23 protein-coding genes are annotated in these 23,765 nt (G+C 68.7%); 13 read left to right on the forward strand and 10 right to left on the reverse strand.

Features of this window, described 5'->3' with window-relative positions:
- The first annotated feature begins 62 nt into the window (after nt 1-62).
- From CDO46_RS22440 to CDO46_RS22450, 3 genes are read left to right on the forward strand one after another with little or no spacing between them, the layout of a single operon-like run.
- Nucleotides 63-1,043 carry a tripartite tricarboxylate transporter substrate binding protein gene (locus tag CDO46_RS22440; protein ID WP_087840812.1) on the forward strand — a complete coding sequence of 327 codons (981 nt, stop codon included), beginning with the start codon at nt 63-65 and terminating at the stop codon, nt 1,041-1,043.
- A 13-nt stretch (nt 1,044-1,056) separates the two neighbouring features.
- On the forward strand, nt 1,057-2,451 hold the full coding sequence (locus tag CDO46_RS22445) for an MmgE/PrpD family protein (protein WP_176400822.1): 1,395 nt from the start codon (nt 1,057-1,059) through the stop codon (nt 2,449-2,451).
- 3 nt (nt 2,452-2,454) lie between these two features.
- A complete protein-coding gene (locus CDO46_RS22450) occupies nt 2,455-3,522 on the forward strand; it encodes a mandelate racemase/muconate lactonizing enzyme family protein (protein ID WP_087840814.1) in 1,068 nt (355 codons plus the stop codon).
- A gap of 2 nt (nt 3,523-3,524) precedes the next feature.
- Here CDO46_RS22450 and fusA read toward each other — a convergent pair whose 3' ends face one another.
- Entirely contained in the window at nt 3,525-5,636 is a 2,112-nt protein-coding gene (gene fusA, locus CDO46_RS22455; RefSeq protein ID WP_087840815.1) for an elongation factor G, read from the reverse strand.
- Between the two features lie 219 nt (nt 5,637-5,855).
- On the opposite strand from fusA, the gene prpF reads away from it, so the two are divergent.
- From prpF to CDO46_RS22475, 4 genes are all read left to right on the forward strand, one after another.
- Nucleotides 5,856-7,022, forward strand: a complete 1,167-nt coding sequence (gene prpF / locus CDO46_RS22460) for a 2-methylaconitate cis-trans isomerase PrpF (protein ID WP_087840816.1) — start codon at nt 5,856-5,858, stop codon at nt 7,020-7,022.
- A 111-nt stretch (nt 7,023-7,133) separates the two neighbouring features.
- Entirely contained in the window at nt 7,134-8,087 is a 954-nt protein-coding gene (locus CDO46_RS22465; RefSeq protein WP_087840817.1) for a tripartite tricarboxylate transporter substrate binding protein, read from the forward strand.
- A gap of 64 nt (nt 8,088-8,151) precedes the next feature.
- The gene (locus tag CDO46_RS22470; protein ID WP_087840818.1) at nt 8,152-8,634 is read left to right on the forward strand and encodes a tripartite tricarboxylate transporter TctB family protein; all 483 of its coding nucleotides are present in this window, start codon (nt 8,152-8,154) and stop codon (nt 8,632-8,634) included.
- A 3-nt stretch (nt 8,635-8,637) separates the two neighbouring features.
- Nucleotides 8,638-10,125: a tripartite tricarboxylate transporter permease gene (locus CDO46_RS22475; RefSeq protein ID WP_087840819.1), complete on the forward strand. Its 1,488-nt coding sequence runs from the start codon at nt 8,638-8,640 to the stop codon at nt 10,123-10,125.
- 37 nt (nt 10,126-10,162) lie between these two features.
- Here CDO46_RS22475 and CDO46_RS22480 read toward each other — a convergent pair whose 3' ends face one another.
- Nucleotides 10,163-10,888: a DUF2238 domain-containing protein gene (locus tag CDO46_RS22480; protein WP_087840820.1), complete on the reverse strand. Its 726-nt coding sequence runs from the start codon at nt 10,886-10,888 to the stop codon at nt 10,163-10,165.
- 198 nt (nt 10,889-11,086) lie between these two features.
- Here CDO46_RS22480 and CDO46_RS22485 point away from each other — a divergent pair, with 198 nt between their 5' ends.
- From CDO46_RS22485 to CDO46_RS22495, 3 genes are all read left to right on the forward strand, one after another.
- On the forward strand, nt 11,087-11,827 hold the full coding sequence (locus CDO46_RS22485) for an SRPBCC family protein (protein ID WP_176400823.1): 741 nt from the start codon (nt 11,087-11,089) through the stop codon (nt 11,825-11,827).
- Nucleotides 11,828-12,162: 335 nt separating this feature from the next.
- Nucleotides 12,163-13,170 (forward strand): tripartite tricarboxylate transporter substrate binding protein, encoded by a 1,008-nt coding sequence (locus CDO46_RS22490; RefSeq protein WP_254914654.1) that lies wholly within the window; start codon nt 12,163-12,165, stop codon nt 13,168-13,170.
- 49 nt (nt 13,171-13,219) lie between these two features.
- Nucleotides 13,220-14,083 (forward strand): alpha/beta hydrolase, encoded by an 864-nt coding sequence (locus CDO46_RS22495; RefSeq protein WP_087840822.1) that lies wholly within the window; start codon nt 13,220-13,222, stop codon nt 14,081-14,083.
- Between the two features lies 1 nt (nt 14,084).
- On the opposite strand, the gene CDO46_RS22500 is transcribed toward CDO46_RS22495, so the two are convergent.
- Genes CDO46_RS22500 through CDO46_RS22510 form a run of 3 tightly spaced genes read right to left on the reverse strand, consistent with a single transcriptional unit; the run spans nt 14,085 to nt 15,455 of the window.
- Nucleotides 14,085-14,300 carry a hypothetical protein gene (locus CDO46_RS22500; RefSeq protein WP_140416900.1) on the reverse strand — a complete coding sequence of 72 codons (216 nt, stop codon included), beginning with the start codon at nt 14,298-14,300 and terminating at the stop codon, nt 14,085-14,087.
- A gap of 40 nt (nt 14,301-14,340) precedes the next feature.
- Complete coding sequence (locus CDO46_RS22505; RefSeq protein ID WP_087840824.1) at nt 14,341-14,868, reverse strand: chromate transporter; 528 nt, start codon at nt 14,866-14,868, stop codon at nt 14,341-14,343.
- Nucleotides 14,865-15,455 (reverse strand): chromate transporter, encoded by a 591-nt coding sequence (locus CDO46_RS22510; protein WP_087840825.1) that lies wholly within the window; start codon nt 15,453-15,455, stop codon nt 14,865-14,867. The genes CDO46_RS22505 and CDO46_RS22510 overlap by 4 nt, the downstream gene beginning before the upstream one ends.
- Nucleotides 15,456-15,598: 143 nt before the next feature.
- Between CDO46_RS22510 and bla the strand changes: the two genes are divergently transcribed.
- The 3 genes from bla to CDO46_RS22525 all read left to right on the forward strand — a co-directional run bounded on the left by bla (nt 15,599) and on the right by CDO46_RS22525 (nt 18,676).
- The gene (gene bla / locus CDO46_RS22515; RefSeq protein WP_242621592.1) at nt 15,599-16,513 is read left to right on the forward strand and encodes a class A beta-lactamase; all 915 of its coding nucleotides are present in this window, start codon (nt 15,599-15,601) and stop codon (nt 16,511-16,513) included.
- Between the two features lie 81 nt (nt 16,514-16,594).
- Complete coding sequence (locus CDO46_RS22520; protein ID WP_087840826.1) at nt 16,595-17,566, forward strand: tripartite tricarboxylate transporter substrate binding protein; 972 nt, start codon at nt 16,595-16,597, stop codon at nt 17,564-17,566.
- Nucleotides 17,567-17,590: 24 nt separating this feature from the next.
- A complete protein-coding gene (locus tag CDO46_RS22525) occupies nt 17,591-18,676 on the forward strand; it encodes an ABC transporter substrate-binding protein (RefSeq protein ID WP_087840827.1) in 1,086 nt (361 codons plus the stop codon).
- An 8-nt stretch (nt 18,677-18,684) separates the two neighbouring features.
- Here the strand turns inward: CDO46_RS22525 and CDO46_RS22530 are convergent, their stop codons facing one another.
- The 5 genes from CDO46_RS22530 to CDO46_RS22550 all read right to left on the reverse strand — a co-directional run bounded on the left by CDO46_RS22530 (nt 18,685) and on the right by CDO46_RS22550 (nt 23,741).
- Entirely contained in the window at nt 18,685-19,665 is a 981-nt protein-coding gene (locus tag CDO46_RS22530) for a ketopantoate reductase family protein (protein WP_087840828.1), read from the reverse strand.
- A gap of 22 nt (nt 19,666-19,687) precedes the next feature.
- Nucleotides 19,688-21,205 (reverse strand): tripartite tricarboxylate transporter permease, encoded by a 1,518-nt coding sequence (locus tag CDO46_RS22535; RefSeq protein WP_087840829.1) that lies wholly within the window; start codon nt 21,203-21,205, stop codon nt 19,688-19,690.
- Nucleotides 21,206-21,217: 12 nt separating this feature from the next.
- The gene (locus CDO46_RS22540) at nt 21,218-21,661 is read right to left on the reverse strand and encodes a tripartite tricarboxylate transporter TctB family protein (protein WP_176400824.1); all 444 of its coding nucleotides are present in this window, start codon (nt 21,659-21,661) and stop codon (nt 21,218-21,220) included.
- Between the two features lie 72 nt (nt 21,662-21,733).
- The gene (locus CDO46_RS22545; RefSeq protein WP_087840831.1) at nt 21,734-22,759 is read right to left on the reverse strand and encodes an alpha-hydroxy acid oxidase; all 1,026 of its coding nucleotides are present in this window, start codon (nt 22,757-22,759) and stop codon (nt 21,734-21,736) included.
- Nucleotides 22,760-22,769: 10 nt separating this feature from the next.
- Nucleotides 22,770-23,741 carry a tripartite tricarboxylate transporter substrate binding protein gene (locus tag CDO46_RS22550; protein WP_087840832.1) on the reverse strand — a complete coding sequence of 324 codons (972 nt, stop codon included), beginning with the start codon at nt 23,739-23,741 and terminating at the stop codon, nt 22,770-22,772.
- Nucleotides 23,742-23,765: the final 24 nt, after the last annotated feature.

A 23,765-nucleotide genomic window follows, 5' to 3' on the forward strand; every position in this document is an offset into this window, starting at 1 on the left:
CTGTGATGTAATCCTCGCACCCGGTGCCACGCTTCAAGAGCACGAAAAAAACGAGGAGACTCATGGCGTTGACCTATCGCATCCGCGCGCTCTGCCTGGCGTTTGCCGGCCTGTGCTGCGCGCCCGGCGTCCATGCCGAAGATACCCGGTACCCTGCCAAGCCGATCAAGCTGGTCGTTCCCTACGCGCCTGGCGGCCCCACCGATCTGGTAGGGCGCTCCCTGGCGGCAGCGCTTGCGCGGCAGCTCGGCCAGCCTGTCGTGGTCGAGAACAAGGCCGGCGCCGGCGGCGTCATCGGCGCCAGTTCGGTCGTGAACGCAGCGCCGGACGGATATACCCTGCTGTTGGGCCTGCAGGGCCCGATCACCATCAATCCGGCACTGACCAAAGTGCCCTACGATCCGTTCCGCGACCTGATCGCGGTACGGATGATCGCCACCTCTCCGATGATATTGATGGCCAGCAAGAAATCGGGCATCGGGACGCTGGGCGACATCTCCACGCGCGCGAAAGCCGGCTCCGCCGGCCTGAACATCGGGTCCTCGGGCACGGGTACGCTCCCTCACGTTGCGGCCGAACTCATCAAACACGAGACCGGCGCGAATCTGGTCCATGTACCGTACAAGGGTGCGGGCCCCGCGCTGATCGATCTTCACGCCGGGCATATCGATCTGCTGTTCTCCGACCTCCAGGTGGGACTTCCCTACGTCCAGTCCGGCCAGGCGACGGCGCTCGCCGTCACCTCGTCCCAACGCTCGTCCATGCTGCCCAACGTACCGACGCTCGCCGAGAGCGGACTCGGCAAGGTCAAGCTGGCCGGGTGGTACGGCATCTTCGCGCCGCGGGGCACGCCGGCGGCGATCCTGTCCGCGCTGGACCGGGCCGTGGACGGCGTATTCCGGGACACGGCCTTCAAGCAGACCCTGGAAAACCAGGGCTCGACGCCCAGTGCGCTGGGCGGGGCGAAGTTCGTCGAATTCCTGCGCGCCGAGTACGGCCAATGGTCGCGGCTGGGCCAATCCATCACCATCAAAATGGACTAGAGCCATGCATGGAATGAGCGAACGGCTCGCGGACTGGGCCACGAACCTGTCATGGACCGACATTCCCCGCGACGTCAAGGATCTCGCCCGGCTGCAGATCCTCGATGCGGTCGGCGTCATGCTCGCGGCCAGGCCGCTGGAGCCCGTCCATGCCGCGGTCCGCGCCATGGCGCGGACCGACGCCGGCTCGCAGGCCAAGAGCCTCGGTTTCGATCAATCGCTGTCGCTCTCGGGTGCCGCGTTCGTCAATGGCGTCATGTCTTCGCTGCTGGAATTCGACGATACGCACATCGAGTCTTTCGTCCACCCGACCGTGGCTCCCTTCTCGATCGCGCTTCCCTACTGCCAGTCATCGCATCTGTCCGGCGCGCGGCTGATGCAGGCGGTGATCATCGGCAGCGAACTCAGTTGCCGGCTCGGCTTGGTCCCTCCCATGCGCCTTCATAGCGTAGGCATACACCCGACCGCGATCATGGGTGCGTTCGGCGCCGTATACGCGCTCGCCTGGCTGGAACATCTCGATTGCCGGCAAGTCGTCGATGCCATCGGCCATTGCGCCAGCATGTGCGGCGGCCTGATGGCGTCATGGGAAGACGGCGCGTCGACCAAGACGCTCCACGTCGGGATGGCGGCGAGCCAGGCCGCGCGCGCGGTCGCGCTGGGCCGGGAGGGGATCAGCGGTCCGCGCCTGGTATTCGAAGGGCGCTTCGGCTGGTTCCAGACGCACGTCCAGAAAGCCGACCCGTCGGCCTTCCGCTACGCCCTGGCGACAGACGGCCTCGGCAGCCGGTGGGAACTGCTCAACGTCGCCTCCAAGCCCTACCCCAGCGCATTCACCATTCATCCCTATGTCGACGCGGTGCTCGCCCTCAAGGCGGCGCATGCGATAGCGCCCGCCGACATTGCCGAGATCCGGTGCCGGATCGCCCCCAGCTCCGTGGCGACGCTTTGCGAACCGGCTGCCGAGAAGCTGCGGCCGTTGACCTCCTGGCATGGCCGCATCAGCTTGCAGCACTCGCTGGCCGAGGCCCTGGTGCGCGGCGGCATGGACAAGCACGCCTACAGTCCGGAGGCGCTTGCGGACCCGGTCATCAACGCCCTGGCCGACAAGGTGGTGTACGAAGCCCATGCCTCCCAAAGCGCCGACCCGAAGAAGGCGGGCGCCCACGTCCGCATCCGGCTGAACGACGGCTCATGCCTCGAGCAGGTCATCGAGAGTGTGCGCGGCACGCGCGCCAACCCCATCTCGGAAGAAGACTACATCCGGAAATTCCGCTCGAATGCCGACGGGGTCATCGCTCCCGGCAGAATCGACGAGGCCATCCACCGCTTGATGCGGCTCGATGCGATCGATGACGTCGCTGCGGTATTCGACGCCCTTGCAACGCCAACCGTACATTCCGAGTAAGCCATGCACGTCGCCCACGTATCCGTCATACCCTGCCCCCAGCGCATGCGTGACGCCTCCTGGAAGTTCGCCCGCGCCTCGGTACCGTCGATAGAGGGTTATCTACTGGCGCTGACCGACGACATCGGCACGACCGGACTGGGCTACGCCCATGCCATTCCGGCCATCACCACCCATGGCGAAGGCGTACGTACCGCGCTCGAGCTGCTGGCACCCGTAGTAACGGGGAGGCGGCTGGGCGAGATCGCCGCGATCATGAACGACGTCGATCGCAAACTGGCCTTCCAGTACAGCGCCAAGGCCGCCATCGACATGGCGCTGCACGACCTGCTGGCCAGGCGCCTGGGAGTGCCGATCAGCGCCCTGCTCGGCGGGCAGGTCCGTGCCGAGCTGCGGCTGTCCCGCATTCTTTCCATCAAGCCGCCTTCGGAGATGGCGGCCAACGCCGCCGCATTGGTGGCGGGCGGATACCGGCAACTCAAGCTCAAGCTGTCCGGCGATACCGAACTCGACATCGCGCGCGTCGCCGCCGTCCGCGGGGCGGTCGGGCCCGAGGTCGTGCTGACGCTGGACCCCAACCAGTCATACCACGCCAAGCAGATGATGGCCGCGTTCGCGCGCATGGAGCGGTACGACATCGCGCTGATCGAACAGCCTGTTCCGGCACATGACTGGGCAGGCCTCTCGCTGCTCGCGCGCAGCCTGCCCACGGCCATCGAAGCCGACGAAAGCGCCGTCACCGTCCAGGACATCCACAGGCTCGTCGCCGACCGGGTCGTCGACGCGGTCAACCTCAAGGTCACCAAACTGGGCGGCTTTCGCCACTTCATGGAAGCGGTCCACATCTGCGAAGCCGGCTGCGTGACATGCCGCGTGGGCGCCGCGTTCGGCCCGGCGCTCATGCAGGCCATGAACGCCCAGGCCGCCAGCACGATCGGCGCCCTGCCCTACGCCTGCGAACTGTCCGAACACGAGCAATTGCTGGACGATCCCTGCACGGGACTGAGCATCGCAAACGGCGTCCTGACGCTTCCCGGCACGCCGGGCTGCGGCGTCGAACTGGCTGCCTAGCCCTAGCCTCCTTGCTTGCGGGCGCCGATCACGGCCTCGGCTACCTGGCGCGGCACCTCGGCGTAGTGCTTGAACTCCATGGTGTACGTGGCACGCCCCTGCGTGAGCGAACGCAGCGTGGTGGAATAGCCGAACATCTCGGCCAGCGGCACCTCGGCGCGCACCAGCTTGCCGCCTCCGCCGGCGATGTCCTCCATGCCCTGCACCATGCCCCGCCGCGACGACAGGTCGCCCATCACGTTGCCCATGAAGTCCTCGGGTGTCTCGACCTCGACGCTCATCATGGGCTCCAGCAGCACCGGATTCGCGCGCCGCATGGCCTCCTTGAAGGCCATCGAGCCGGCCATGCGGAACGCGTTCTCGTTCGAGTCCACGTCGTGATAGGAGCCGAAGGTCAGCGTGACCTTCACGTCCACCACCGGATAGCCCGCCAGCACGCCCGAACCCAGCGTGTCCTGGATGCCCTTGTCGACCGCGGGAATGAACTCGCGCGGCACCACGCCGCCCTTGATGGCGTCGACGAACTCGTAGCCCGAGCCGGCCGGCTGCGGCTCCAGCGAGATCACCACGTGGCCGTACTGCCCCCGGCCGCCGGACTGCTTGATGAACTTGCCCTCGACGTCGCGCACCGAGGAACGCACCGTTTCCCGGTAGGCGACCTGCGGCTTGCCCACCGTGGCCTCGACGCCGAACTCGCGCTTCATGCGGTCGACCAGGATCTCCAGGTGCAGTTCGCCCATGCCGGAGATGATGGTCTGGCCCGATTCCTCGTCGGTGCGCACGCGGAAGGACGGATCTTCCTGGGCCAGCCGGTTCAGCGCCAGGCCCATCTTTTCCTGGTCGGCCTGGGTCTTGGGCTCCACCGCCTGCGAAATGACCGGCTCGGGAAACACCATGCGTTCGAGGATGATGGGGTGGTCGGGCTCGCACAGCGTATCGCCCGTGGTGGCCTCCTTCAGCCCCACGGCGGCCGCGATGTCGCCCGCGTAGACTTCCTTGATCTCGCGGCGCTCGTTGGCATGCATCTGCACGATGCGGCCCAGCCGCTCGCGCTTGCCCTTGAGCGGGTTGAAGACCGTGTCGCCCGAGCGCACGATGCCCGAATACACCCGGAAGAAGATGAGCTGGCCCACGAAGGGATCCGTCATGATCTTGAAGGCCAGCGCCGAGAAAGGCTCGTCGTCCGAGGGGTGGCGCTCGATCTCGCGGTCGTGCTGGTCCACGCCCTTGATGGCCGGGACGTCCACCGGCGACGGCAGGTAGTCGATGACGGCATCGAGCATGGCCTGCACGCCCTTGTTCTTGAACGCGCTGCCGCACAGCATGGGTACGATCTCGCCCGCCACGGTGCGCTTGCGCAGCCCGCGCTTGATCTCGTCCTCGGTCAGCGTGTCGCCGTTCAGGTACTTGTCCATCAGCTCGTCGTCGGCCTCGGCCGCCTCGGCCACCATCTTGTCGTGCCACTCGGCGGCCGTGGCCTGCAGCGCGGCCGGGATGTCGCGGTATTCGAAGCGCACGCCCTGGCTGGCCTCGTCCCAGATGATCGCCTTCATCTTGACCAGGTCCACCACGCCCTCGAAATGGTCCTCGGCGCCCACCGGGATCTGGATGGGGACGGCCCGCCCTTTCAGGCGATCCACGATCTGCCGCTGCACGCGGAAGAAATCCGCGCCGACGCGGTCCATCTTATTGACGAACGCGATGCGCGGCACGCCGTACTTGTTGGCCTGGCGCCAGACCGTCTCGGATTGCGGCTGCACGCCGCCGACCGAGTCGTACACCATGCAGGCGCCGTCGAGCACGCGCATGGAGCGCTCGACCTCGATCGTGAAGTCCACGTGCCCCGGCGTGTCGATGATGTTGATGCGATGCTCGGGATAATTGCCCGCCATCCCCTTCCAGAACGCCGTCGTGGCGGCGGAGGTGATGGTGATGCCGCGCTCCTGCTCCTGCTCCATCCAGTCCATGGTGGCATTGCCGTCATGGACTTCCCCTATCTTGTGATTGACCCCGGTGTAGAACAGGATGCGCTCGGTAGTCGTGGTCTTGCCGGCGTCGATATGCGCGCTGATGCCGATGTTCCGGTAGCGCTCGATGGGGGTCTTGCGGGTCATGGCTATCTCGTCGAAAGGTTGAGGGAACGAAACGCGAGCCGCGCCGGTTCCCGGGGGAAACGGCAAAGGAAGCTAGTTTGCACCGATTCGGGCCGGGCCGGGAGGGCCAACGCGCCACACCCCTGCCGGCAGCCCGGGCATTCCCGCGCGCCTCGTAGTAACCTCGTAAATATGGGCGCGTTTCCTGAAAACAATCTGAAATTGGCAATCCGATCCGCCATGACCACCCTCGACAGACAACGTGCCATTCCCGCCCTCTACATGCGCGGGGGCACCAGCAAGGGCGTGTTCTTCCTGCCCTCGGACCTTCCCGCCGATCCCGCCGCCCGCGACCGCGTCCTGATGCGGGTGGTCGGCAGCCCCGACCCCTACGAGAAGCAGATAGACGGCATGGGCGGCGCCACCTCCAGCACCAGCAAGGTGGTCATCGTCGGCCCCAGCACCCGCCCCGACTGCGACGTCGACTACTGGTTCGGCCAGGTCGCCATCGGCCAGCCCGTCATCGACTGGAGCGGCAACTGCGGCAACCTCAGCGCCGCCGTCGGCCCCTTCGCCATCCACCGCGCACTGGTACGGCCGGCCGGCGACGGCATCGCCGTGGTCCGCATCTGGCAGGCCAACCTGGGCAAGCGCATCATCGCCCACGTGCCGGTGCGGGGCGGGCAGGTCCAGGAACTGGGCGACTTCGAACTGGACGGCGTGACCTTCCCGGCGGCCGAAGTCCGGCTGGAATTCCTGGATCCGGGCGGTGGCGACGGGCCTGAAGGCGCGATGTTCCCCACCGGCCGCACGGCCGACGTGTTGACCATTCCAGGAGTGGGGGAAATCCGCGCGACGCTGGTCAACGCCGGCAACCCCACCGTCTTCGTCGCCGCCTCGTCCCTGGGACTGGCCGGCACGGAATTGCAACCCGATGTGAACAGCCGCGCCGACCTGCTGGCACGGGCCGAGGCCATCCGCGCCCATGCCGCCGTGGCCATGGGGCTGGCGCCCGACGCCGCCCATGCCACCGCGCACCGCCAGCACACGCCCAAGCTCGCCTTCGCCGCCCCGCCCGCGGCCTATACCGCTTCAAGCGGCCGCGCCGTCGCCGCCGGCGACATCGACCTGAACGTGCGCATCTTTTCCATGGGCAAGCTGCACCACGCCATGACGGGCACCGGTGCCGTCGCGATCGCCGCCACCGCCGCCGTGCCCGGCACGGTGCTGGCCGACGTGCTGGGCGGCCCACGCGGCGAACTGCGCTTCGGCCACCCGTCGGGCACGCTGAAAGTGGGCGCCCAGGCACGCAGCCAGGACGGGCGCTGGAGCGTCGCGCTGGTGGCCATGAGCCGCACGGCGCGCCGGCTGATGGACGGCGTGGTGCTGTTGCCGCCATGGGAATGACTTTCCGCCCGCGCGCGTTTGGACGGATACTGTCTTCGTAGCGGAACGGCCCCTTGCCGTTCCCTCTTATCAGGCGGCCTGCCCGCCGCCCCTCGCAGCAAGGAGACATGCATGAAGTTCGTCAAGAAAACGGTTGCAGCCCTCGCCATCGCCGCCGCGCCGCTGGCCGGCATCGCGGCCCCCGCCAAGGTCATGGCCCCCGGCGGCCCCGGCGGCGGCTATGACGGCGCCGCGCGCGTGCCGTTGCAGGTCATGCAGCAGACCGGCATCTTCACCGACGGTTTCCAGGTCACCAACAAGGGCGGCGCGGGCGGCACCATCGGCCTGGCCGAGTTCGTGCGCACCGGCAAGGGCGACGACAACGCCATCATGTCCATGGGCGCCATCCTGGTCGGCGCCATCATCACCAACAAGTCTCCCGTAACGCTGGACCAGACCGTGCCGCTGGTGCGGCTGACCGACGACGCCGGCGCGATCGTGGTCGCGCCCAACTCGCCCATCAAGACCATCGCCGACGCGGTCCAGGCGATGAAGGCCAACCCTGGCGGCACCGCCGTGGCCGGCGGTTCGATAGGCGGCACCGACCACGTCACCGCGGCGCTGCTCGCCAAGGCGGCCAAGTTCGACCCGACCAAGGTCAACTACCTGCCCTACACCAGCGGCGCGGAAGTCGTCACCTCGCTGGCCAGCGGGCAAGCCAAGATCGGCATCTCGGGCCTGTCCGAGCTGAAGACCTTCGTCGACCAGGGCCGCATCCGCATCATCGCGGTCTCCTCCGAGAAGCGCCTGCCCGGCATCGACGCCCCCACGCTCAAGGAAAGCGGCTACGACGTCGTCATCGGCAACTGGCGCGGCATCATCGGCGCGCCCGGCATGAGCAAGGCCGGCCGCGACATGTGGCTGCAGCGCTATGCCAAGCTGCACGCCTCGCCCGAATGGAAGAAGGCGCTGGCCGATCGCGGCTGGGACGACGCCTACCTGGCCGGTGACGACTTCGCCGCCTTCCTGACCAAGGAGAAGGCGCGCCAGGCCGAAGTGCTCAAGGACGTCGGACTGGTCAAGTAAGGCCCAGGCCGACATCAGCGAGAAGGCACCGGCGCCGCCGCCGGCGCCCATCGGAGACGACACGATGACAACACCCTCAAGGCGCCCCTGGTGGCTGGGCCTGGCCGTCATGGCCATAGGCGCGGTCTGGCTCTATGAAGGCGGCACCCTGCCCCAGATCGGCGGCTATGCCGCGCTGGGCCCGGGCTTCTTCGTCAGCGCCATCGGCGCGGCGCTGATCGTCCTGGGCATCCTGCTGCTGGTGCAGATCGCCCGCGGCGAGACCTTCTCGCCCCAGGAAGTGGAAAACGCCGAGGCCGATGCCGGCGCCTCCTGGCCGGCCCTGCTGTGGGCCGCCGCCGGCGCCGCCCTGCCCCTGCTGACCATGCAGCCGCTCGGCTTTCCCCTGACCGCCATGGGGTCCTTCGCCCTGGTCACCCGGGCCTTCGGCTCGCGGCGCCTGGTGTTCGACTGTGCCATCGGCCTCGCGCTGGGCGTGATCTGCTGGCTCGGCTTCTCCCGGCTGGGCGTCGGCCTCGGCCCGGCCTTTCCTCCGGCGGGGTGGTGATCCATGGATACCTTCAACGCCCTGCTGTCCGGCTTCGGCGTCGCGCTGCAGCCGATGAACCTGTTCTGGGCCTTCCTGGGCTCCGTGCTGGGAACCGCCATCGGCGTGCTGCCCGGCATCGGCCCGGCCCTGACCATCGCGCTGCTGCTGCCGGTTACCGTGCAGATCGCCCCCACCGCCGCCTTCATCATGTTCGCCGGCGTCCTGTACGGCGCCATGTACGGCGGCTCGACCACCTCCATCCTGCTCAACGCGCCCGGAGAGAGCGGCTCCATGATGACCGCGCTCGAAGGCAACAAGATGGCCCGCTCCGGACGCGGCGCCGCCGCGCTCGCCACCGCGGCCATCGGCTCCTTCGTGGCCGGCACCATCGCCACGCTGGCCCTGAGCTTCGTGGCGCCGGCCATCGCCGAACTGGCCTTCGTGTTCGGCCCGGCCGACTACTTCGCCTTGATGGTGCTGTCCTTCACCTCCGTCTCGGTGGTGCTGGGCACCTCGCGCGTGCGCGGCTTCATCGCGCTGTTCCTGGGCCTGGCCATGGGCGTGGTGGGCATCGACGGCCAGACCGGGCAGGCCCGGCTGGCCTTCGGTTCGGCCGACCTGCTCGACGGCATCGAACTGACGGTGGTGCTGGTGTCGCTGTTCGCGGTGGGCGAGATCCTGTATGTCGCCAGCCGCTACAGCAAGGCCCCGCCGCGCATCAACCCGCTCGCGGGCGGCACCTGGATGACGCGCCAGGACTGGAAGCGGTCATGGAAACCCTGGGTGCGCGGCACCGCGCTGGGCTTTCCCATCGGCGCGCTGCCCACCGGCGGCACCGAGATCCCGACCTTCCTGTCCTATACGATCGAGCGCAAGCTCTGCAAGCATCCCGAGGAATTCGGCAAGGGCGCCATCGAAGGCGTGGCCGGCCCCGAAGCCGCCAACAACGCCGCGGCCGCCGGCGTGCTGGTGCCGCTGCTGACCCTGGGGCTGCCCACCTCGGCCACGGCGGCGGTGCTGCTGGCCGCGTTCCAGAGCTATGGCCTGCAGCCCGGCCCCTTCCTCTTCACCAACAGCGGCGAACTGGTCTGGGGCCTGATCGCCTCGCTGTACATCGGCAACCTGATGCTGCTGGTGCTGAACCTGCCGCTGGTCGGCCTGTGGGTGCGGCTGCTGCTGATTCCCCGGCCCTATCTGTACGCGGGCATCCTGATCTTCGCCATGGTGGGGATCTGGGGCGTGGCGACCTCGTGGACCGACATGGCGCTGATGTTCGGCATCGGCCTGATGGGCTACGTCATGCGGGTCTATGACTTCCCCATCGCGCCGGTCCTGATCGGGCTGATCCTCGGGCCCATGGCGGAAACCCAGTTGCGGCGCGCCCTGGCCGTGGGCGAGGGCAATCCGATGATCCTGGTGTCGACCCCGACCTCGGCCACGCTGCTCGCCCTGGCCGCGGCCGCGCTGGTGCTGCCCCTGCTGCTGCGCCGCCTCAAGCGCGAAGCCTGAGTCCGGCCGCCGCGGGCCCAGACCCGCGGCGGCGCCGCTAGTCCTGCCCCTGCCGGATCATGCGGGCGATTTCCTCCTCGCCATAGGGACGCGGGTCCTTGACCCGCAGGCTGTCCGACCATTCCCGCGAAAAATCCCGCTGCAGCCAGCGGTTCACGGCGGCCGTGGCGATCATCGCCACCACGGCGCCGCAGGCGGCCAGGGCCATGTCCTTGTGCGCATCCCAGACGTCGCCCTGCGTGCCCAGGTAGGCCACGCCCAGGTCGCCGCCGAAGACCTCGGCCGCGATCCACTCGAACAGCTCGAACATGGCGGAGGTCGCCAGCGTGAACTCCAGCGGCAGGAAGTAGCCCCAGAACCCCCGGGCGTCGGCCACCCGCAGGAACACTTCGCGTATCGGGTAGGCCAGCAGCAGCCCGTACGAAAAATGCACCACGCGGTCGAAATTGTTGCGCTCCCAGCCCCACAGGCTGTTGAAGCTGCGGCCGGCCAGCGCCTGCCACCATGCGTCGTAGGGCACTTTCGCATAGGTGTAGTGCGCACCGATCGCATGGAGGCACAGGAAAACGAAAATCAGCGTGTACGACAGGCGCGAGAACCGGAAATGCCGCCAGCTCGCGGCCAACCCGGCGCAGAATCCGATCACCAGCACGTTTTCCAGCGCCCAGTCGGAACGGTCGAGCGGATCGATGGCCAGCGCCACCCAGATCACCGCGAACGCCAGCGCCAGCGACGTCACGTAGCGCCGATACCCCGTACCCATGCCTGTCTCCATCTTGCCTCCTGCGGCCACGCGGAGCAGCCAGTCTACGCCATCGGCACGCCCGGACCGGAGCGCCCCCTTTTTACCGATGTGGAGCGGCAACTTTTACACGTTGCGCGGCCGCTTCTCGCGGACGCGGGCCGGACCGCCGAGGCACGCCGCTTGCTGGGTCGGCAGCACGCTGCCATGGAGGACCGCATGGACGACCAGACGAGCCTGCCCCCCGCCTCTTCTTCCCTTGCCGCGCAACGCGATCCGGACCGCAACCTCGGATCCGCCGAGCGGCTGGGCTCGGCGGCCGGCGGATCATTGCTTCTACTCTGGGGCCTGCGCCGCGGCGGGCTGGCCGGCGACCTGGCCAGCGCCATCGCCGCCGGACTGCTGTGGCGCGCCGCCACGGGCGACTGTCCCGTCAAGCGCGCAGTCGCTCCCTCGCCCCTGGAACGGCGCATCGCGCGCGAACAGGGATGGCTGTCCGCCGCGGCGGCCACCCACGCCATCGTCATCGACCGCCCGCGCCAGGAAATCTACCGCTTCTGGCGGGACTTCTCGAACCTGCCCCGCTTCATGCGCCACATCGTCTCCATCGACGTCATCAACGACCGCCGGTCGCGCTGGACCGTCAAGGCGCCGCTGGGCCGGCTGGTCGAATGGATCGCCCACGTGGTCGACGACGTTCCGGGCGAACGCATCGCCTGGGAAGCCGAAGCCACCGCCGACGTGCCCAATCACGGCCAGGTCGAATTCCACGACGCGCCCGATAGCACCGGCACGGTGGTGACCGCGACGATCGCCTACCAGCCGCCGCTGGGCCAGGCGGGGCGGCTCCTGGCGCGCCTGTCGCGCGAGGAGCCCGCGCGCCAGATGGCCGAGGACCTGCGCGAGCTCAAGCGCTACCTGGAAGCGGGTGCGGCGGAGATTCCCCTGTCCCCGGTCTGATCCACGGGGTCGCTGCCGGACGGACACAGGCCCGCGCCTCCCCCCCAGGACGAGCCTTCCGGCAGCTTGGCGGTCCTCGCCTTCATGGCTGGACCGCCTTCTTTTTGCCCTTGCGCCGGGTCCGCGCGTTTCAGCGCCGTTTCACCCCTGGCATGTTGCTCCCGCCCAACCTATCGCTTTCCCTGGAAGATACAAAGCCGGGAGCCGCGCCGCGGACGGCTGCGGTATAACCTCGCCACGCATGCACGCGCATGCGCCGCCGGCCGGCCCCCCGGCTGGGCCACGAGCCCCGTCCCCGCCCGTCGGCCACTCTCCTTTCTACACAGATGGTCATCATGATGTTTACGCAACTCCAATCCAGCCGGCGCGCCACGCTCGCGCTGGCTGCCGCGCTGGCGACCGCCGGCGCGCTCTCCACCTCCTTTCCGGCCATGGCGGCCAATTACCCGGCCAAGCCCATCACCATCGTCGTCGCCTACGGCGCCGGCGGCGACACCGACGCCATGGCCCGCCTGTTCGGCGAAAAACTGACGCAGCGCCTGGGCCAGCCCGTGATCGTCGAGAACCGCGCCGGCGCGAGCGGCATCATCGGCAGCAACTACGTCGCGCGCGCCAAGCCGGACGGCTACACGCTGCTGCTGGCTCCCAGCACCTTCTCCATGGCCACCCACGTGGTCAAGACGAATTCGGCCGACACGTACAATCCCGCCCGCGACTTCGCTCCCATCACCCAGACCGCATCCCAGCCCCTGCTGCTGGTGGCCGGCCAGGCCTCGGGCTATACCTCGGTCGCCCAGGTCCTGAAGGATGCCAAGGCGGGCAAGGCGCTGACCTACGCCAGCCCCGGCTCGGGCTCGCCCATGCACATCCTGGGCGAGCTCTTCAACCAGGCCGCCGGCGTCAAGATCACCCACGTTCCCTACAAGGGCGTCGCCCCCGCCGTGAACGACCTGCTGGGCGGGCACGTGGCGCTGAGCTGGATGACCTACGGCCCGGTCGAACCGTATCTTGCCTCCGGCAAGATCCACATCCTGGCCAACGGCGCGGCGGAGCGCACCCCGCTCGCCCCGGACGCGCCGTCGATGGCCGAACTGGGATACAAGAACATCGACATCGCCGCCTGGCAGGGCCTGTACGCGCCCAAGGGCACGCCGGCCGAGGTCGTGCGCACGCTGAACGGGCACATGGCCGAAATCCTGAAAATGCCCGACGTGGTGGCCAAGATGCGCGTCTTCGGCGCCTTCGCCAAGGCCAGCACGCCCGAGGCCCTGGGCAAGCTGACCGCCGACGAATACGCGTTCTTCGGCAAGGTCGTCAAGGAATTCGGCATCCAGGCCGATTGACCGGCTTGCCCGCCCCATGCGGGAACCTCCGGCGGGTCCGGCGCTCGGAATGAGCATGTGGATCCGCCGCCTTGCCGCCCTCGCCTGCGTGCTCGCGCTTGCCAGCGCGGGCTATGTCGCGCTCGACCGCTGGCAGCGCGGGATGATCTTCTCGGTCGAACTGGGCGAACGCTCGTGGTGGCGCGACCCGCCGGCCGGCACCCAGGTCTATGACCTGCCCCTGCCCGGCGGCGACACCCTGCGTGCCTGGTACTGGCGGCATCCGGATCCCGGCGCCCCCACGGTGCTGTATCTGCACGGCTCGCGCTGGAACCTGAACGGCAGCGCGTTCCGCATGGAGCATTGGGCGGGGCTGGGCTATTCGATGCTCGCCATCGACTATCGCGGCTTCGGTGCCTCGTCGCCTCGCCTGCCGTCCCAGGCGAGCGTCAGGCAGGACGCCCAGGCAGCCCTGCGCGAACTGGCCCGGCTCCAGCCCGATCCCGCCCGCCGTTTCGTCTACGGCCACAGCCTGGGCGGCGCCATCGCGATCGACCTGATGGCCCGCCTCGACCCGCCGATACCGGTGGCCGGCCTGATCGTCGAAGCGACCTTCACCAGTATCCGCGACATGATCGCCACCACGCGCTGGGCCGGCATCCCCGGCTTCGGCCTGCTGGTCACGCAGCCCTTCGATTCGCGCGACGCCATCGGCAAGCTGCGCACGCCGCTCCTGCTGCTGCACGGGACCGGGGACCGGGTCGTCCCGCCCGCCATGAGCGACGCGCTGCTGGCGGCGGCACGGCAATCGCCGCACAAGCGGCTGGTCTGGCTGGAAGGCGCCTCGCACTCCGGTACCAGCCGCAGCGGCGCCGCCTACGACGACGCCGTGCGCGGCTTCATCCGCTCGGTCCGGCAGGCTTATCCGGGCTGATTCATTCCAGTTCGACCGGGGCCTGGAACTGCCGTTCCAGGAACGCCACCGCACCCGCCCGGGCTTGCTCCGCGGAAGCGAAGACCTCGCTGTCCCGCATCAGCGGAAAACCCAGCACCCGCACCTGGAACCGGTAGCCGTCCTCGCCCGGCGAAGTATCGATCTCGAAATTGCGTTCATTGACCCAGCCTCTTGCCTGCAACGTCCAGTCTTCCACCTTCGACTCCTTGTGGCGGCATCCGCCGCCTTCATCCATGTCAACCCAGCGCCACCAGGAACACCAGGGCACCTATTCCCAGCATCAGGAACGGACTGAGCCTCGTGTACATCAGCGTCAGCGTCGAGGCGGCCGCCACGCCCCAGGCCCAGGCGCCGCCCTCGGCGGCGCGCAGCACGGTGCACGAAGCAGCCAGAACCATGCCCGCCGCCACCGGCACCAGGCCCGCCTCGATCGCGCGTATGCACCGCGTGCCCTTGAACCGGGTCCACAGATGCGCCAGGGCGTACACCAGCAGCGAACTCGGAATGAAGATCGCGGCCGACGCCACCAGCGCGCCCGCCAGCCCCGCCGCCTGCCAGCCCACCAGCGTCACCAGCAGCGCGCCGGGACCGGGAATGATGCGCGACAGGGCATACAGGTCCATGAACTGCGGATTCGTCACCCAGCCATAGACGTCCACCGACTGGCGGTGGATGTCGGCCACGATGCTCTGCCCGCCGCCCACCGTCAGGAAGGACAGCGGAGCGAAGACCAGGACCACTTCCACCAGTTGCGCGAACCTCATGCCTGCCCGCCCGCGCGCAGGCGCAGATAGGCCAGCCCGATGGACAGCGGCGCCATCGCGCCGACCACCCACAGCAGGGGCAGCTTCAAAAGGAAGATCGCCACGAAGGTGACGACCATCACGGCCAGGGCGGGCAGACCCCGCGCGGCCCGGCGCGCCGCCCGCAGTCCCGTCTGCAGCGACAGCCCCACGGCCGCGGCCGCCACGCCGGCCAGCGCCAGGTGCACCGAGTCGGACTTCGCCATCGTCGCGAACGCGGCCACCACGACCAGCGCCAGCACCATGGCGGGCACCACCAGCCCCAGCGCGCCGGCCAGCGCGCCCACGCCGCCCCGCAGCCGGAAACCGACCCAGATCGCCAGGTTGACCACGTTGACGCCCGGAAACGCCTGGGCCAGCGCGAGGCCGCTCAGGAACTCGGCCTCCGACAGCCAGTTCCGGCGCTGCACGAACTCCCGCAGCATCCAGCCGCTCAGCCCGCCGCCGAAGCTGGTCAGGCCGATCTTGGCGAAGGCAAGGAAGATCTGGAGCACGGAAGGAGGCGGGGAACCACTGTCGACGGAAACGGGCGGCAAGGTCTGGGGCATGGCGGGCCTATCGCGGGAAGTACCGTCATATTACGGATCCGGGTTGTCGAATAGCTTAACGCCCGGACCGGTCCGCCACCGGAGGCTAGAATACGGCCCCGCCTTCGCGCGGGCAGCCATTCCCTGCCTAGGAGGAAACGTCCTTGACCACTCGCCGCTCGTTCCATGCCCTCGTCCTTTCCAGCCTCGCCTGCGGCGCACGCGGCGCCTGGGCCGGCCAGCCGGCGGGCACCCTGCCGGTCGCGGCGCGCAACGCCGCCCTGGACGAGCTGGCGCGCCTGGAGCGGCTGATCGACGGGCGGCTGGGCGTGTGCATCGTCGATACCGCCTCCGGCGAGGAACTGGGCCGCCGCGCCGACGAACGCTTCCAGATGCTCAGCACCTTCAAGCTGCTGGCCGCCGGATTCGTGCTGGCCCGGCATGACCGGGGCGAAGATTCGCTGGACCGGCGGATCCGCTACACCCGGCAGGACCTGGTCAATTGGTCGCCCGTGACCGGGAAACACGTGGGCGATCGCGGCATGACCCTGGCCGAACTCTGCCATGCCACCATGACCACCAGCGACAACACCGCCGCCAATCTCATCCTGCGCAGCTTCGGCGGCCCGGAGGCGCTGACGCGTTTCATCCGGGGCCTGGGCGACGGCGTCACGCGCTGCGACCGCTACGAACCCGAGCTGAACGTGCCCCATGCCACCGGCATGCTCGACACCACCACGCCCCACGCCATCACGCGCACGCTGGGCAGGCTGACGGTGGGCGAGGCCCTGTCGCCCGCGTCGCGCGAACGGCTGCAGGCATGGCTGGTCGGCAATACGACGGGCGACAAGCGGCTGCGCGCGGGCATACCGGCCGGCTGGCGCATCGGCGAGAAGACCGGCACCTACTCCAAGGTGGGCGCCAACGACATCGGGCTCGCCTGGCCGCCCGCACGGCCCGCGATCCTGATGTCGGTCTACGTCGCCAGCACGCGGGTATCGGACGAGGTCAAGGACCAGGTCATCGCCAAGGTGGCGGAACTGGCGGGGCGGCTCTACGGCCGGCCGGAAAACAGATAAGCTAACTCGAATTCATTGGTTCCCCGCCCAGGGGGTGCATGCCTATAGTGGCGCCCTTCCCACGCCACGCTTTTCTTCATCATGCATCTCCCGCGGCTCATCCCGCTGCTCGTCCCGTTCGCCGGCCTGATCGCGCCGGCAGCCGGACACGCGCAAACCTATCCCTCGAAACCCATACAGATCGTCGTCCCGGCGGCGCCGGGCGGTAGTCCCGACATTCTCGTGCGCCTGCTCGCGCCGTCCCTGGCCGCGCAACTGGGCCAGCCCATCACCATCGAGAACCGGCCCGGCGGCGCGGGCAACATCGCCTCGCAACACGTGGCGCGCGCCGCGCCGGACGGCTACACGCTGCTGTTGGCCACCGACATCATCTCGATCAACCAGTCGCTGTTCACCAAACTGCCGTTCGATGCGCGCACCAGTTTCGCGCCCATCGTCCACGCCATCTCTTCGCCCCAGGTCTTCGCGGTGAACCCGGCCGTACCCGCGCGTAGCGTGCAGGAATTCCTGAAACTGGCGAAGGCCGCGCCAGGCAAGTATTCGCTTGCCTCGCCCGCCATCGGCACCACCGGCCAGCTGGGCGTGCTGCTGCTGCAAAGCCAGGCCGCCATCGAAGTCAAGCCGGTGGTCTACCGCAGCGCCCAGCCCGCGCTGACCGACGTGCTGGGCGCCCACGCCGATGGCATCATCGTCACCATCGCGCCCGCCCTGCCCTTCATCCGCGAAGGCCGGCTACGCGCGCTGGCCGTCTCCACCGCCAGGCGTTCGGCCGCCCTGCCCGACGTGCCCACCTTCGCCGAACAGGGCCTGCCCGATTTCGTCTTCGACTCGTGGCAGGGTTTCGTGGCGCCGGCAGGCACCAGCCCCGAGATCATCGACCGGCTCAACCGCGCCTTCAATGCCGTCCTGCGGGAACCAGAGATCCGCAGGCAATTGCAGGCCCAGGCCTTCGATCCGGCCGGCGGCTCTCCCGATGCGCTGCGCAAGGTGATCGACGACGGAATCGTCAACTGGGGCAAGGTCATCCGGGCTCACGACATCCGCGTCGAGTAACGCACCGCCGACAGGAGCAAGAACATGCCCAGCCCGGACATCTCCCGTATCGACCGCCTGTGGTACACCCGCTGCCCGGTGCCCAGCGCCTCGGGCATCGCCATCCACCACGGCTGGATCGATGCCGAATTCGCGCCGGACGGCATCGCCGTCTCGTCGCTGCGCGCCTCGCCCAGCCGGGCCGTGCGCGAATCGCATTTCAACCACCGCCAGGCCAACTCCTTCCGCCAGGGCGGCAACGCGCCACCCATCTGGTCGCGCTCGGAAGGCCAGGACGTCGTGGTCGTCGGCCTGACCTGGCTGCCCCAGTACCAGGCCATCCTGGCCCTGCCCGGCGCCGGCATCCGCGATGTCCGCGACCTGAAGGGCAAGCGCCTGGCGCTGCCGCGGCGGGTGAATGAAAAGATCGATTTCTGGCGCGCCTCGGCGCTGCAAGGCTATCTGCAGTCTCTGGCCGCGGCGGGCCTGGGCGCCGACGATGTCAGTTTCATCGATCTGCCGGTCGAGGCGCCGTACATAGGCGACCAGGCCGCCTCATCGTCCGGCCCGCTGTTCGACGCGCGCCAGACCGCCAGCCAGTCGCGGGCCGAGGCCTTGGCGCTGATCCGCGGCCAGGCCGATGCCCTGTACGTCTACGGCGCGCACGGTCCCGCCCTGCGCGAATTCCTCGGCGCCGACATCGTGGTCGACATCGGCCACCACGCCGACCGGCGGGTCGCCATCAACAACGGCACGCCCAACGTGCTGTCGGTCAGCGGCGAACTGGTACGCACCCGTCCTGACCTGGTGGCGCGCTACCTCGCCCAGGTCCTGCGCGCCGCGCAGTGGGCGCGCGAGCACCGCGCCGAAGCGGCCGGCATCATCGCGCGCGAAGTGTCCGTGGTCGAGGAGTGGGTGCCGGCGGCGTTCGACGCCAGCCTGTATGAAAACCTCGAACCCAGCCTGGCCCCGGACCTGATCGAGGCACTGTCGATCCGCAAGGATTTTCTCCATCGCCACGGATTCATCCGCCACGATTTTTCCGTGGACGACTGGATCGATCCGGCGCCGCTCGCCCAGGCACGCGAACTGCTGCGCCGGACCGAACCGCTGGCGGCCGCCGGGCGTTGAGGCCTTCGTCATCCGTGCGCGGCGGGTGACCGCGCGTGCGCGCGGTGCGCCAGCAGGGCCAGCATCACGTCCAGCATGGGCGTGTCCACGCCGGCCGACCGGGCCAGGTCCTGGACCGCGAATAGCTGGGCGTCCAACTCCAGCGGACGTCCGGCCAGCAGGTCCTGCAACATGGAGGGCGGATGCGGGTTCGATCCCGTGGCCGCCACCTGCCCCTCCAGGTCGAACGCCATGGCGACGCCATGGCGGGCCGCCACCGCGCACGCCTCCCGGGCCAGGCGGGCATACAGTTCGCGCGTGGCGGGATCCGCAAACAGGGCCGACGATGGCGAGTGGGTCAGGCTGGACAGCAGCGAACTGGGAACGTTGAGCAGGAGCTTGCCCCAGATCTCCCGGCCGATGTCCCCGGTGGCCGCCGCGCCCGGCAGCCCGCGCCGCATCAGCGCCACCACCTGCTCGAGCCGCGGCGACAGCGCGCCGCCGGGCTCGCCCACCACGAAACTGCTGGCGCGCGAATTGTTGCGCACCACGCCGGGCGCGACGACCTCGTTGGGCGAACGGATCACGCAGCCCAGCGTCCGCGCCAGGCCCAGTTCGCGCGCCAGCGTGCCGTCGGGATCGAGCCTGGACGCGGAGGGAGCACCGCCGCGCAGGTTCGCCAGGTACCACCACGGAATGCCGTTCACCGCGAAGACCACGGGCGTATCGGGTCCCAGCAGGGCCCGCATCGATGACGCGGCCGGCGGCAGACCGTGGGCCTTGAGCGTGGAGATGACCAGATCCTGCGGCCCCAGGTCGGCGGGACGGTCGCTGGCCGCCACGCGCACGGTGAACTCGCCGTCGTGGCCGATGAGCCTCAGACCGTCGCGGCGTATGGCCGCCAGGTGCTCGCCGCGGGCGACGACCGACACGTCGACGCCAGCCCGGGCGAGATGAGCCGCCATGTATCCGCCCACCGCCCCGGCGCCGAAGATGCAAACCTTGTTCATGATGAAAAAGTATCCAGAGAATCTATGCCTCGGCCTCGACGAAGACCTGCCGCCGCCTGGCCTTGATGAACGACAGGCTCATCAGCGCAAGCGTGCCCGCGCAGATGGCCAGGAACGTCGCCGACAGCGGGCGCTGGACGAACACCGACCAGTCGCCGCCCGACAGCGTCAACGACCTGCGCAGGTATTCTTCCATGTCGCCGCCCAGGATGAAACCCAGCATGAGCGGCGCACCCTCGAACTGCAGCCTGCGTGCGGCATAGCCGAAGAAAATGAAGAAGGCCAGCAACAGGACCGCGAACGCGCTGTTCGAGATGCAATAGACGCCTATCGTGCAGAACAGCACGATGGCGGGAAACAGCCATTTGTACGGCACGGTCAGCAGCCGTATCCAGATGCCGATCAGCGGGTAGTTCAGGATCAGCAGCATGAAATTGCCGATCCACATCGACGCCACCAGCGCCCAGAACAGGTCGGCGTTGCGGGTGAGTATCTGCGGCCCGGCCTGGATATCGTGGATGGACAGGGCAGCGATCATCAGCGCCATGACGGGACCCGACGGGATGCCCAGCGTCAGCATGGGAATGAAATTCGTCTGCGCCCCGGCGTTGTTGGCGGACTCCGGTCCCGCCAGCCCACGCAGGTTGCCCTTGCCGAAATCGGGCTCGCCCGGCTTGGGGCCGAGTTTTTTCTCGACCGTGTAGGACGCGAAGGACGCCAGCACGGCGCCGCCACCGGGCAGCACGCCGAACAGCGTACCGATGGCCGACCCGCGGAAAATGGCGGGCATGGCGGCCTTCATGTCCTCCCGAGAGATCCTGAGCCGGGAAACCCGCTGCGGCGCGACGTGCCGGGAGGGATCGGCATTGTGCAGGTTCCAGATGATTTCGCCGAAGCCGAACCAGGCCATCGCGACGATGGCGAACTCCAGTCCATCCTCGAGATCCAGCAAGCCGAACGTGAAGCGGGTCTCGCCCGAGGTGACGTCGCTGCCCACCATGCCGAACAGCAGGCCCAGCACCGTCATCGCCAGGGCCTTGAGCATGTCGCCCGAAGACAGCGCGATGGCGCCGATCAGGCCCAGGCACATGAGCGCAAAATATTCGGGCGCCCCGAAGTGGAAGGCCACCTTGGCCAGTTGCGGCGAGAAAGCCGCCAGGATCAACGTGCCCACGCAGCCGGCAAAGAACGATCCGACGGCCGCCAGCGCCAGCGCCGTTCCGGCCTTGCCCTGGCGCGTCATCTCGTAGCCGTCCAGCGTCGTGACCAGCGACGACGACTCGCCGGGAAGCTTGATCAGGATGGCGGTGGTCGAACCGCCGTACTGCGCGCCGTAGTAGATGCCCGCCATCATGATGAGTCCGGGAATCGGATCGAGCGCGTAGGTGGCCGGCAGCAGCATGGCGACGGTGGCCACGGGCCCCAGCCCCGGCAGCACGCCCACCAGCGTGCCCAGCAGGCACCCTGCCAACGCGTACATCAGATTGGAGGCGGAAAGGGCCAGCGAAAAACCGGTGGCGATGTTGTGCAGCAGGTCCATGGATAGTCCGGTTCAGTACGACCACGGCCACAGCGGGATGGCCAGGCCGAACAAAGCGACGAAAATCACCAGCGAGATCGCGGTCAGCAGCGCCGAGAGCAGCAGATTCTCCCGGAACGACAGTTGCTGATTGGCAAGCCCCGTGATGAACACGAGCACGAACATGGCGGGCACCAGCCCAGCGCCCCGGAATCCCGATGACCCGCCGCCCCCCAGCAGCACCGCGAACACGACCAGGCCGCCGATGATGCAGGCCAGCGGCCGCACCGGCCACCGGCCGATGGCGGCCGCCTCCCGCCGCCCCCGGAACTCGCGCACGGCGATGGCCGTGCCCAGGAGCGCCAGCAGCACGCCCAGGATCATCGGGAAGTAGCCCGACCCCGGCTCCAGCGAATCGCCGATGCCGTAGCCGATCGACAAATGAACGGCCCCCGCCCCCACGAGGACCAGAAACACCGCTACATAGACTCTTTCCACTCGACTGCCTTGAAAGGTGATGGCTGGATCGCCGCGCGCCGCCCGGCCGCGTCAGCGCTTGAGGACCCTCAGGCCCCGCAGGTCCGCCAGCGTGGGCGTGCCCAGCAGGGCCATATTGGTGAGGATCTGCCGCCGCAGCGCGGACAGATAGGCCGCCAGGCCGGTTTCGCCGTCCAGGGCATAGGCGTACAGACAGGCGCGCCCCAGAGCCACCACGTCCGCTCCCAGCGCCAGCGCCTTGAGCACGTCGTTGCCGGTCTCGAAGCCCCCGTCCACGACCAGCGTCGCGCTGCCGTCCAGCGCCCGCGCGATCGGGCCGAGCAGGGCCAGCGTACCGGCGCCCTGGTCGAACTGCCGGCCCCCGTGGTTCGAGACATAGACGCCCGCCACGCCCAGGTCGCGGGCGCGAACGGCATCGTCGGGATCCTGGATGCCTTTGATGAAGAACGGAATGCCGGGATGGGCGGCGATCAGCCGCCGCAGCGCGGTCCAATCGAAGGAGCGGCGATGCGCGCTGGTGTCGCGTACGCTGCGCAGCGCGGCATGATTACCGGTTTCCACATCGGCGGGGCGGACCGGGAACACCGGCGCGTCCACCGTGACGATCAGGCCCGAGTACCCCCGGTCGACGGCCGCCGCGCATTGCTCGTCCAGCCAGACCTGGTTGCCGTCCACGTAAAGCTGGAACAAACCGCAGGCCCGCGGCGGCACCCGCAGCGCACCCGCGTCGGGCAGGGCCGAGCCGAGCGCATAGGCGATGCCCGCCGACTCGGCCGCCCGCTGTGCGCCCGCCGCGCCCTGCTCATGCACCAGGTGGAGCGACCCCACCGGCGCCAACATGACCGGCAGCAACAGTTCGCGGCCCAGCAAAGAGGCCGAGCACGCGATGTCCGTCACATCCACCAGCACGCGGGGAACCAGCGCCACGGCATCCAACGCGTCGCGATTGCGGCGCAATGCCGCGCCGGTCTCCGCGCCTCCCGACAGATAGGCCCAAAGTTCGGCGGGCAGCGTCCGGCGCGCGCGCTCGGCGCGATCCTCGGTGAAGCTGCGATCCGGTGCGGGGTCCCCGTTCACGTCCGCGCACTCACTTCGTGCCGTGCGTCCGGTAGAAGGTTTTCCAGAAGTCGATGTCCTCCTGGGTCTTCTTCGTCGCGTAGGCCGGGCCGGCGGTCAACAGGACTCCGCCGGAGTTGCGCACGAAGGCGGCCACCGGACCGGCATCGTGGATGGTGCCGGCCGCCTTGACCAGCGCATCCTTGACCGGCGCGGGCAGCCCCTTGGGCGCGAAGATGCCGAACCACGACGAACCGACCGGCGCGAGATCGGGATAGCCGGCCTCGACGATGGTCGGCACGTCGGGATAGATCTCGCTGCGCTGGTCCGACACGATCGCGATGGGCCGCAGGGTCTTGCCTTCGACATAAGGCTTGATGAAGGCCGACGTGAGATAGCCAGAGGCCAGTTCACCCGACATCACGGCCAGGGCCTGCGCGCCGCCGCCCTTGTAGGGCACGTGGACCAGCTTGATGCCGGCGCTCTTCTCCAGCGTCTGGCCGATGATGTGGGCCGAGGTGTTGGGCCCCACGCTGCCGTAGGACAGCTTGCCGGGATGGCGCTTGGCGTACTCGACGTAGTCCTTGAGCGTCGTGATCGGACTGTCGGGCTTGACATAGAGCAGGAAGGCCTGCGACGTGATGGCGGTGATCGCCTCCAGTTCGGCGAAGGTATCGAACCGCCCCTGCGCGGTCTCTTGCGTCAGGCCGGACGTCACGACCAGCGTATAGCCGTCGGCCGGCGCGCGCGCCGCGTACTTGCCGCCGATCACCCCGCCCGCGCCCGGCTTGACCTCGACGATGACGGACTTGCCCAATACCTTCTCGAGTTCGGTGGCGTACAGCCGTCCCAATTGTTCGGTGATGCCGCCCTGGTAGGGGATGACCAGCGTGACGGGCTTGGACGGATAGTCCTGCGCCAGGCCGGGCAGGGGCAGCGCGCCGGCCGCGACGCCGGCCGTGGCGGCGGCAAGCAGCCGGCGCCGTGCGATGTTGGTATTCATGTGAAGAACCTCTGATGCATTCCG

The organism is Pigmentiphaga sp. NML030171 (assembly GCF_002188635.1).
In the GTDB taxonomy this organism is placed as follows: domain Bacteria; phylum Pseudomonadota; class Gammaproteobacteria; order Burkholderiales; family Burkholderiaceae_B; genus Pigmentiphaga; species Pigmentiphaga daeguensis.

What these genes read in the sequence shown, in the direction of transcription:
- CDO46_RS22525 (WP_087840827.1), top strand. Translation starts at nt 17,591, where the DNA reads ATGCCCAGCCCGGACATCTCCCGTATCGACCGCCTGTGGTACACCCGC.
- CDO46_RS22550 (WP_087840832.1), bottom strand. Translation starts at nt 23,741, where the DNA reads ATGAATACCAACATCGCACGGCGCCGGCTGCTTGCCGCCGCCACGGCC.
- CDO46_RS22490 (WP_254914654.1), top strand. Translation starts at nt 12,163, where the DNA reads ATGATGTTTACGCAACTCCAATCCAGCCGGCGCGCCACGCTCGCGCTG.
- CDO46_RS22445 (WP_176400822.1), top strand. Translation starts at nt 1,057, where the DNA reads ATGAGCGAACGGCTCGCGGACTGGGCCACGAACCTGTCATGGACCGAC.
- CDO46_RS22450 (WP_087840814.1), top strand. Translation starts at nt 2,455, where the DNA reads ATGCACGTCGCCCACGTATCCGTCATACCCTGCCCCCAGCGCATGCGT.
- CDO46_RS22485 (WP_176400823.1), top strand. Translation starts at nt 11,087, where the DNA reads ATGGACGACCAGACGAGCCTGCCCCCCGCCTCTTCTTCCCTTGCCGCG.
- CDO46_RS22535 (WP_087840829.1), bottom strand. Translation starts at nt 21,205, where the DNA reads ATGGACCTGCTGCACAACATCGCCACCGGTTTTTCGCTGGCCCTTTCC.
- CDO46_RS22440 (WP_087840812.1), top strand. Translation starts at nt 63, where the DNA reads ATGGCGTTGACCTATCGCATCCGCGCGCTCTGCCTGGCGTTTGCCGGC.
- CDO46_RS22530 (WP_087840828.1), bottom strand. Translation starts at nt 19,665, where the DNA reads ATGAACAAGGTTTGCATCTTCGGCGCCGGGGCGGTGGGCGGATACATG.
- CDO46_RS22475 (WP_087840819.1), top strand. Translation starts at nt 8,638, where the DNA reads ATGGATACCTTCAACGCCCTGCTGTCCGGCTTCGGCGTCGCGCTGCAG.
- CDO46_RS22510 (WP_087840825.1), bottom strand. Translation starts at nt 15,455, where the DNA reads ATGCCCCAGACCTTGCCGCCCGTTTCCGTCGACAGTGGTTCCCCGCCT.
- fusA (WP_087840815.1), bottom strand. Translation starts at nt 5,636, where the DNA reads ATGACCCGCAAGACCCCCATCGAGCGCTACCGGAACATCGGCATCAGC.
- CDO46_RS22465 (WP_087840817.1), top strand. Translation starts at nt 7,134, where the DNA reads ATGAAGTTCGTCAAGAAAACGGTTGCAGCCCTCGCCATCGCCGCCGCG.
- CDO46_RS22495 (WP_087840822.1), top strand. Translation starts at nt 13,220, where the DNA reads ATGAGCATGTGGATCCGCCGCCTTGCCGCCCTCGCCTGCGTGCTCGCG.
- CDO46_RS22480 (WP_087840820.1), bottom strand. Translation starts at nt 10,888, where the DNA reads ATGGGTACGGGGTATCGGCGCTACGTGACGTCGCTGGCGCTGGCGTTC.
- CDO46_RS22505 (WP_087840824.1), bottom strand. Translation starts at nt 14,868, where the DNA reads ATGAGGTTCGCGCAACTGGTGGAAGTGGTCCTGGTCTTCGCTCCGCTG.
- CDO46_RS22470 (WP_087840818.1), top strand. Translation starts at nt 8,152, where the DNA reads ATGACAACACCCTCAAGGCGCCCCTGGTGGCTGGGCCTGGCCGTCATG.
- CDO46_RS22520 (WP_087840826.1), top strand. Translation starts at nt 16,595, where the DNA reads ATGCATCTCCCGCGGCTCATCCCGCTGCTCGTCCCGTTCGCCGGCCTG.
- prpF (WP_087840816.1), top strand. Translation starts at nt 5,856, where the DNA reads ATGACCACCCTCGACAGACAACGTGCCATTCCCGCCCTCTACATGCGC.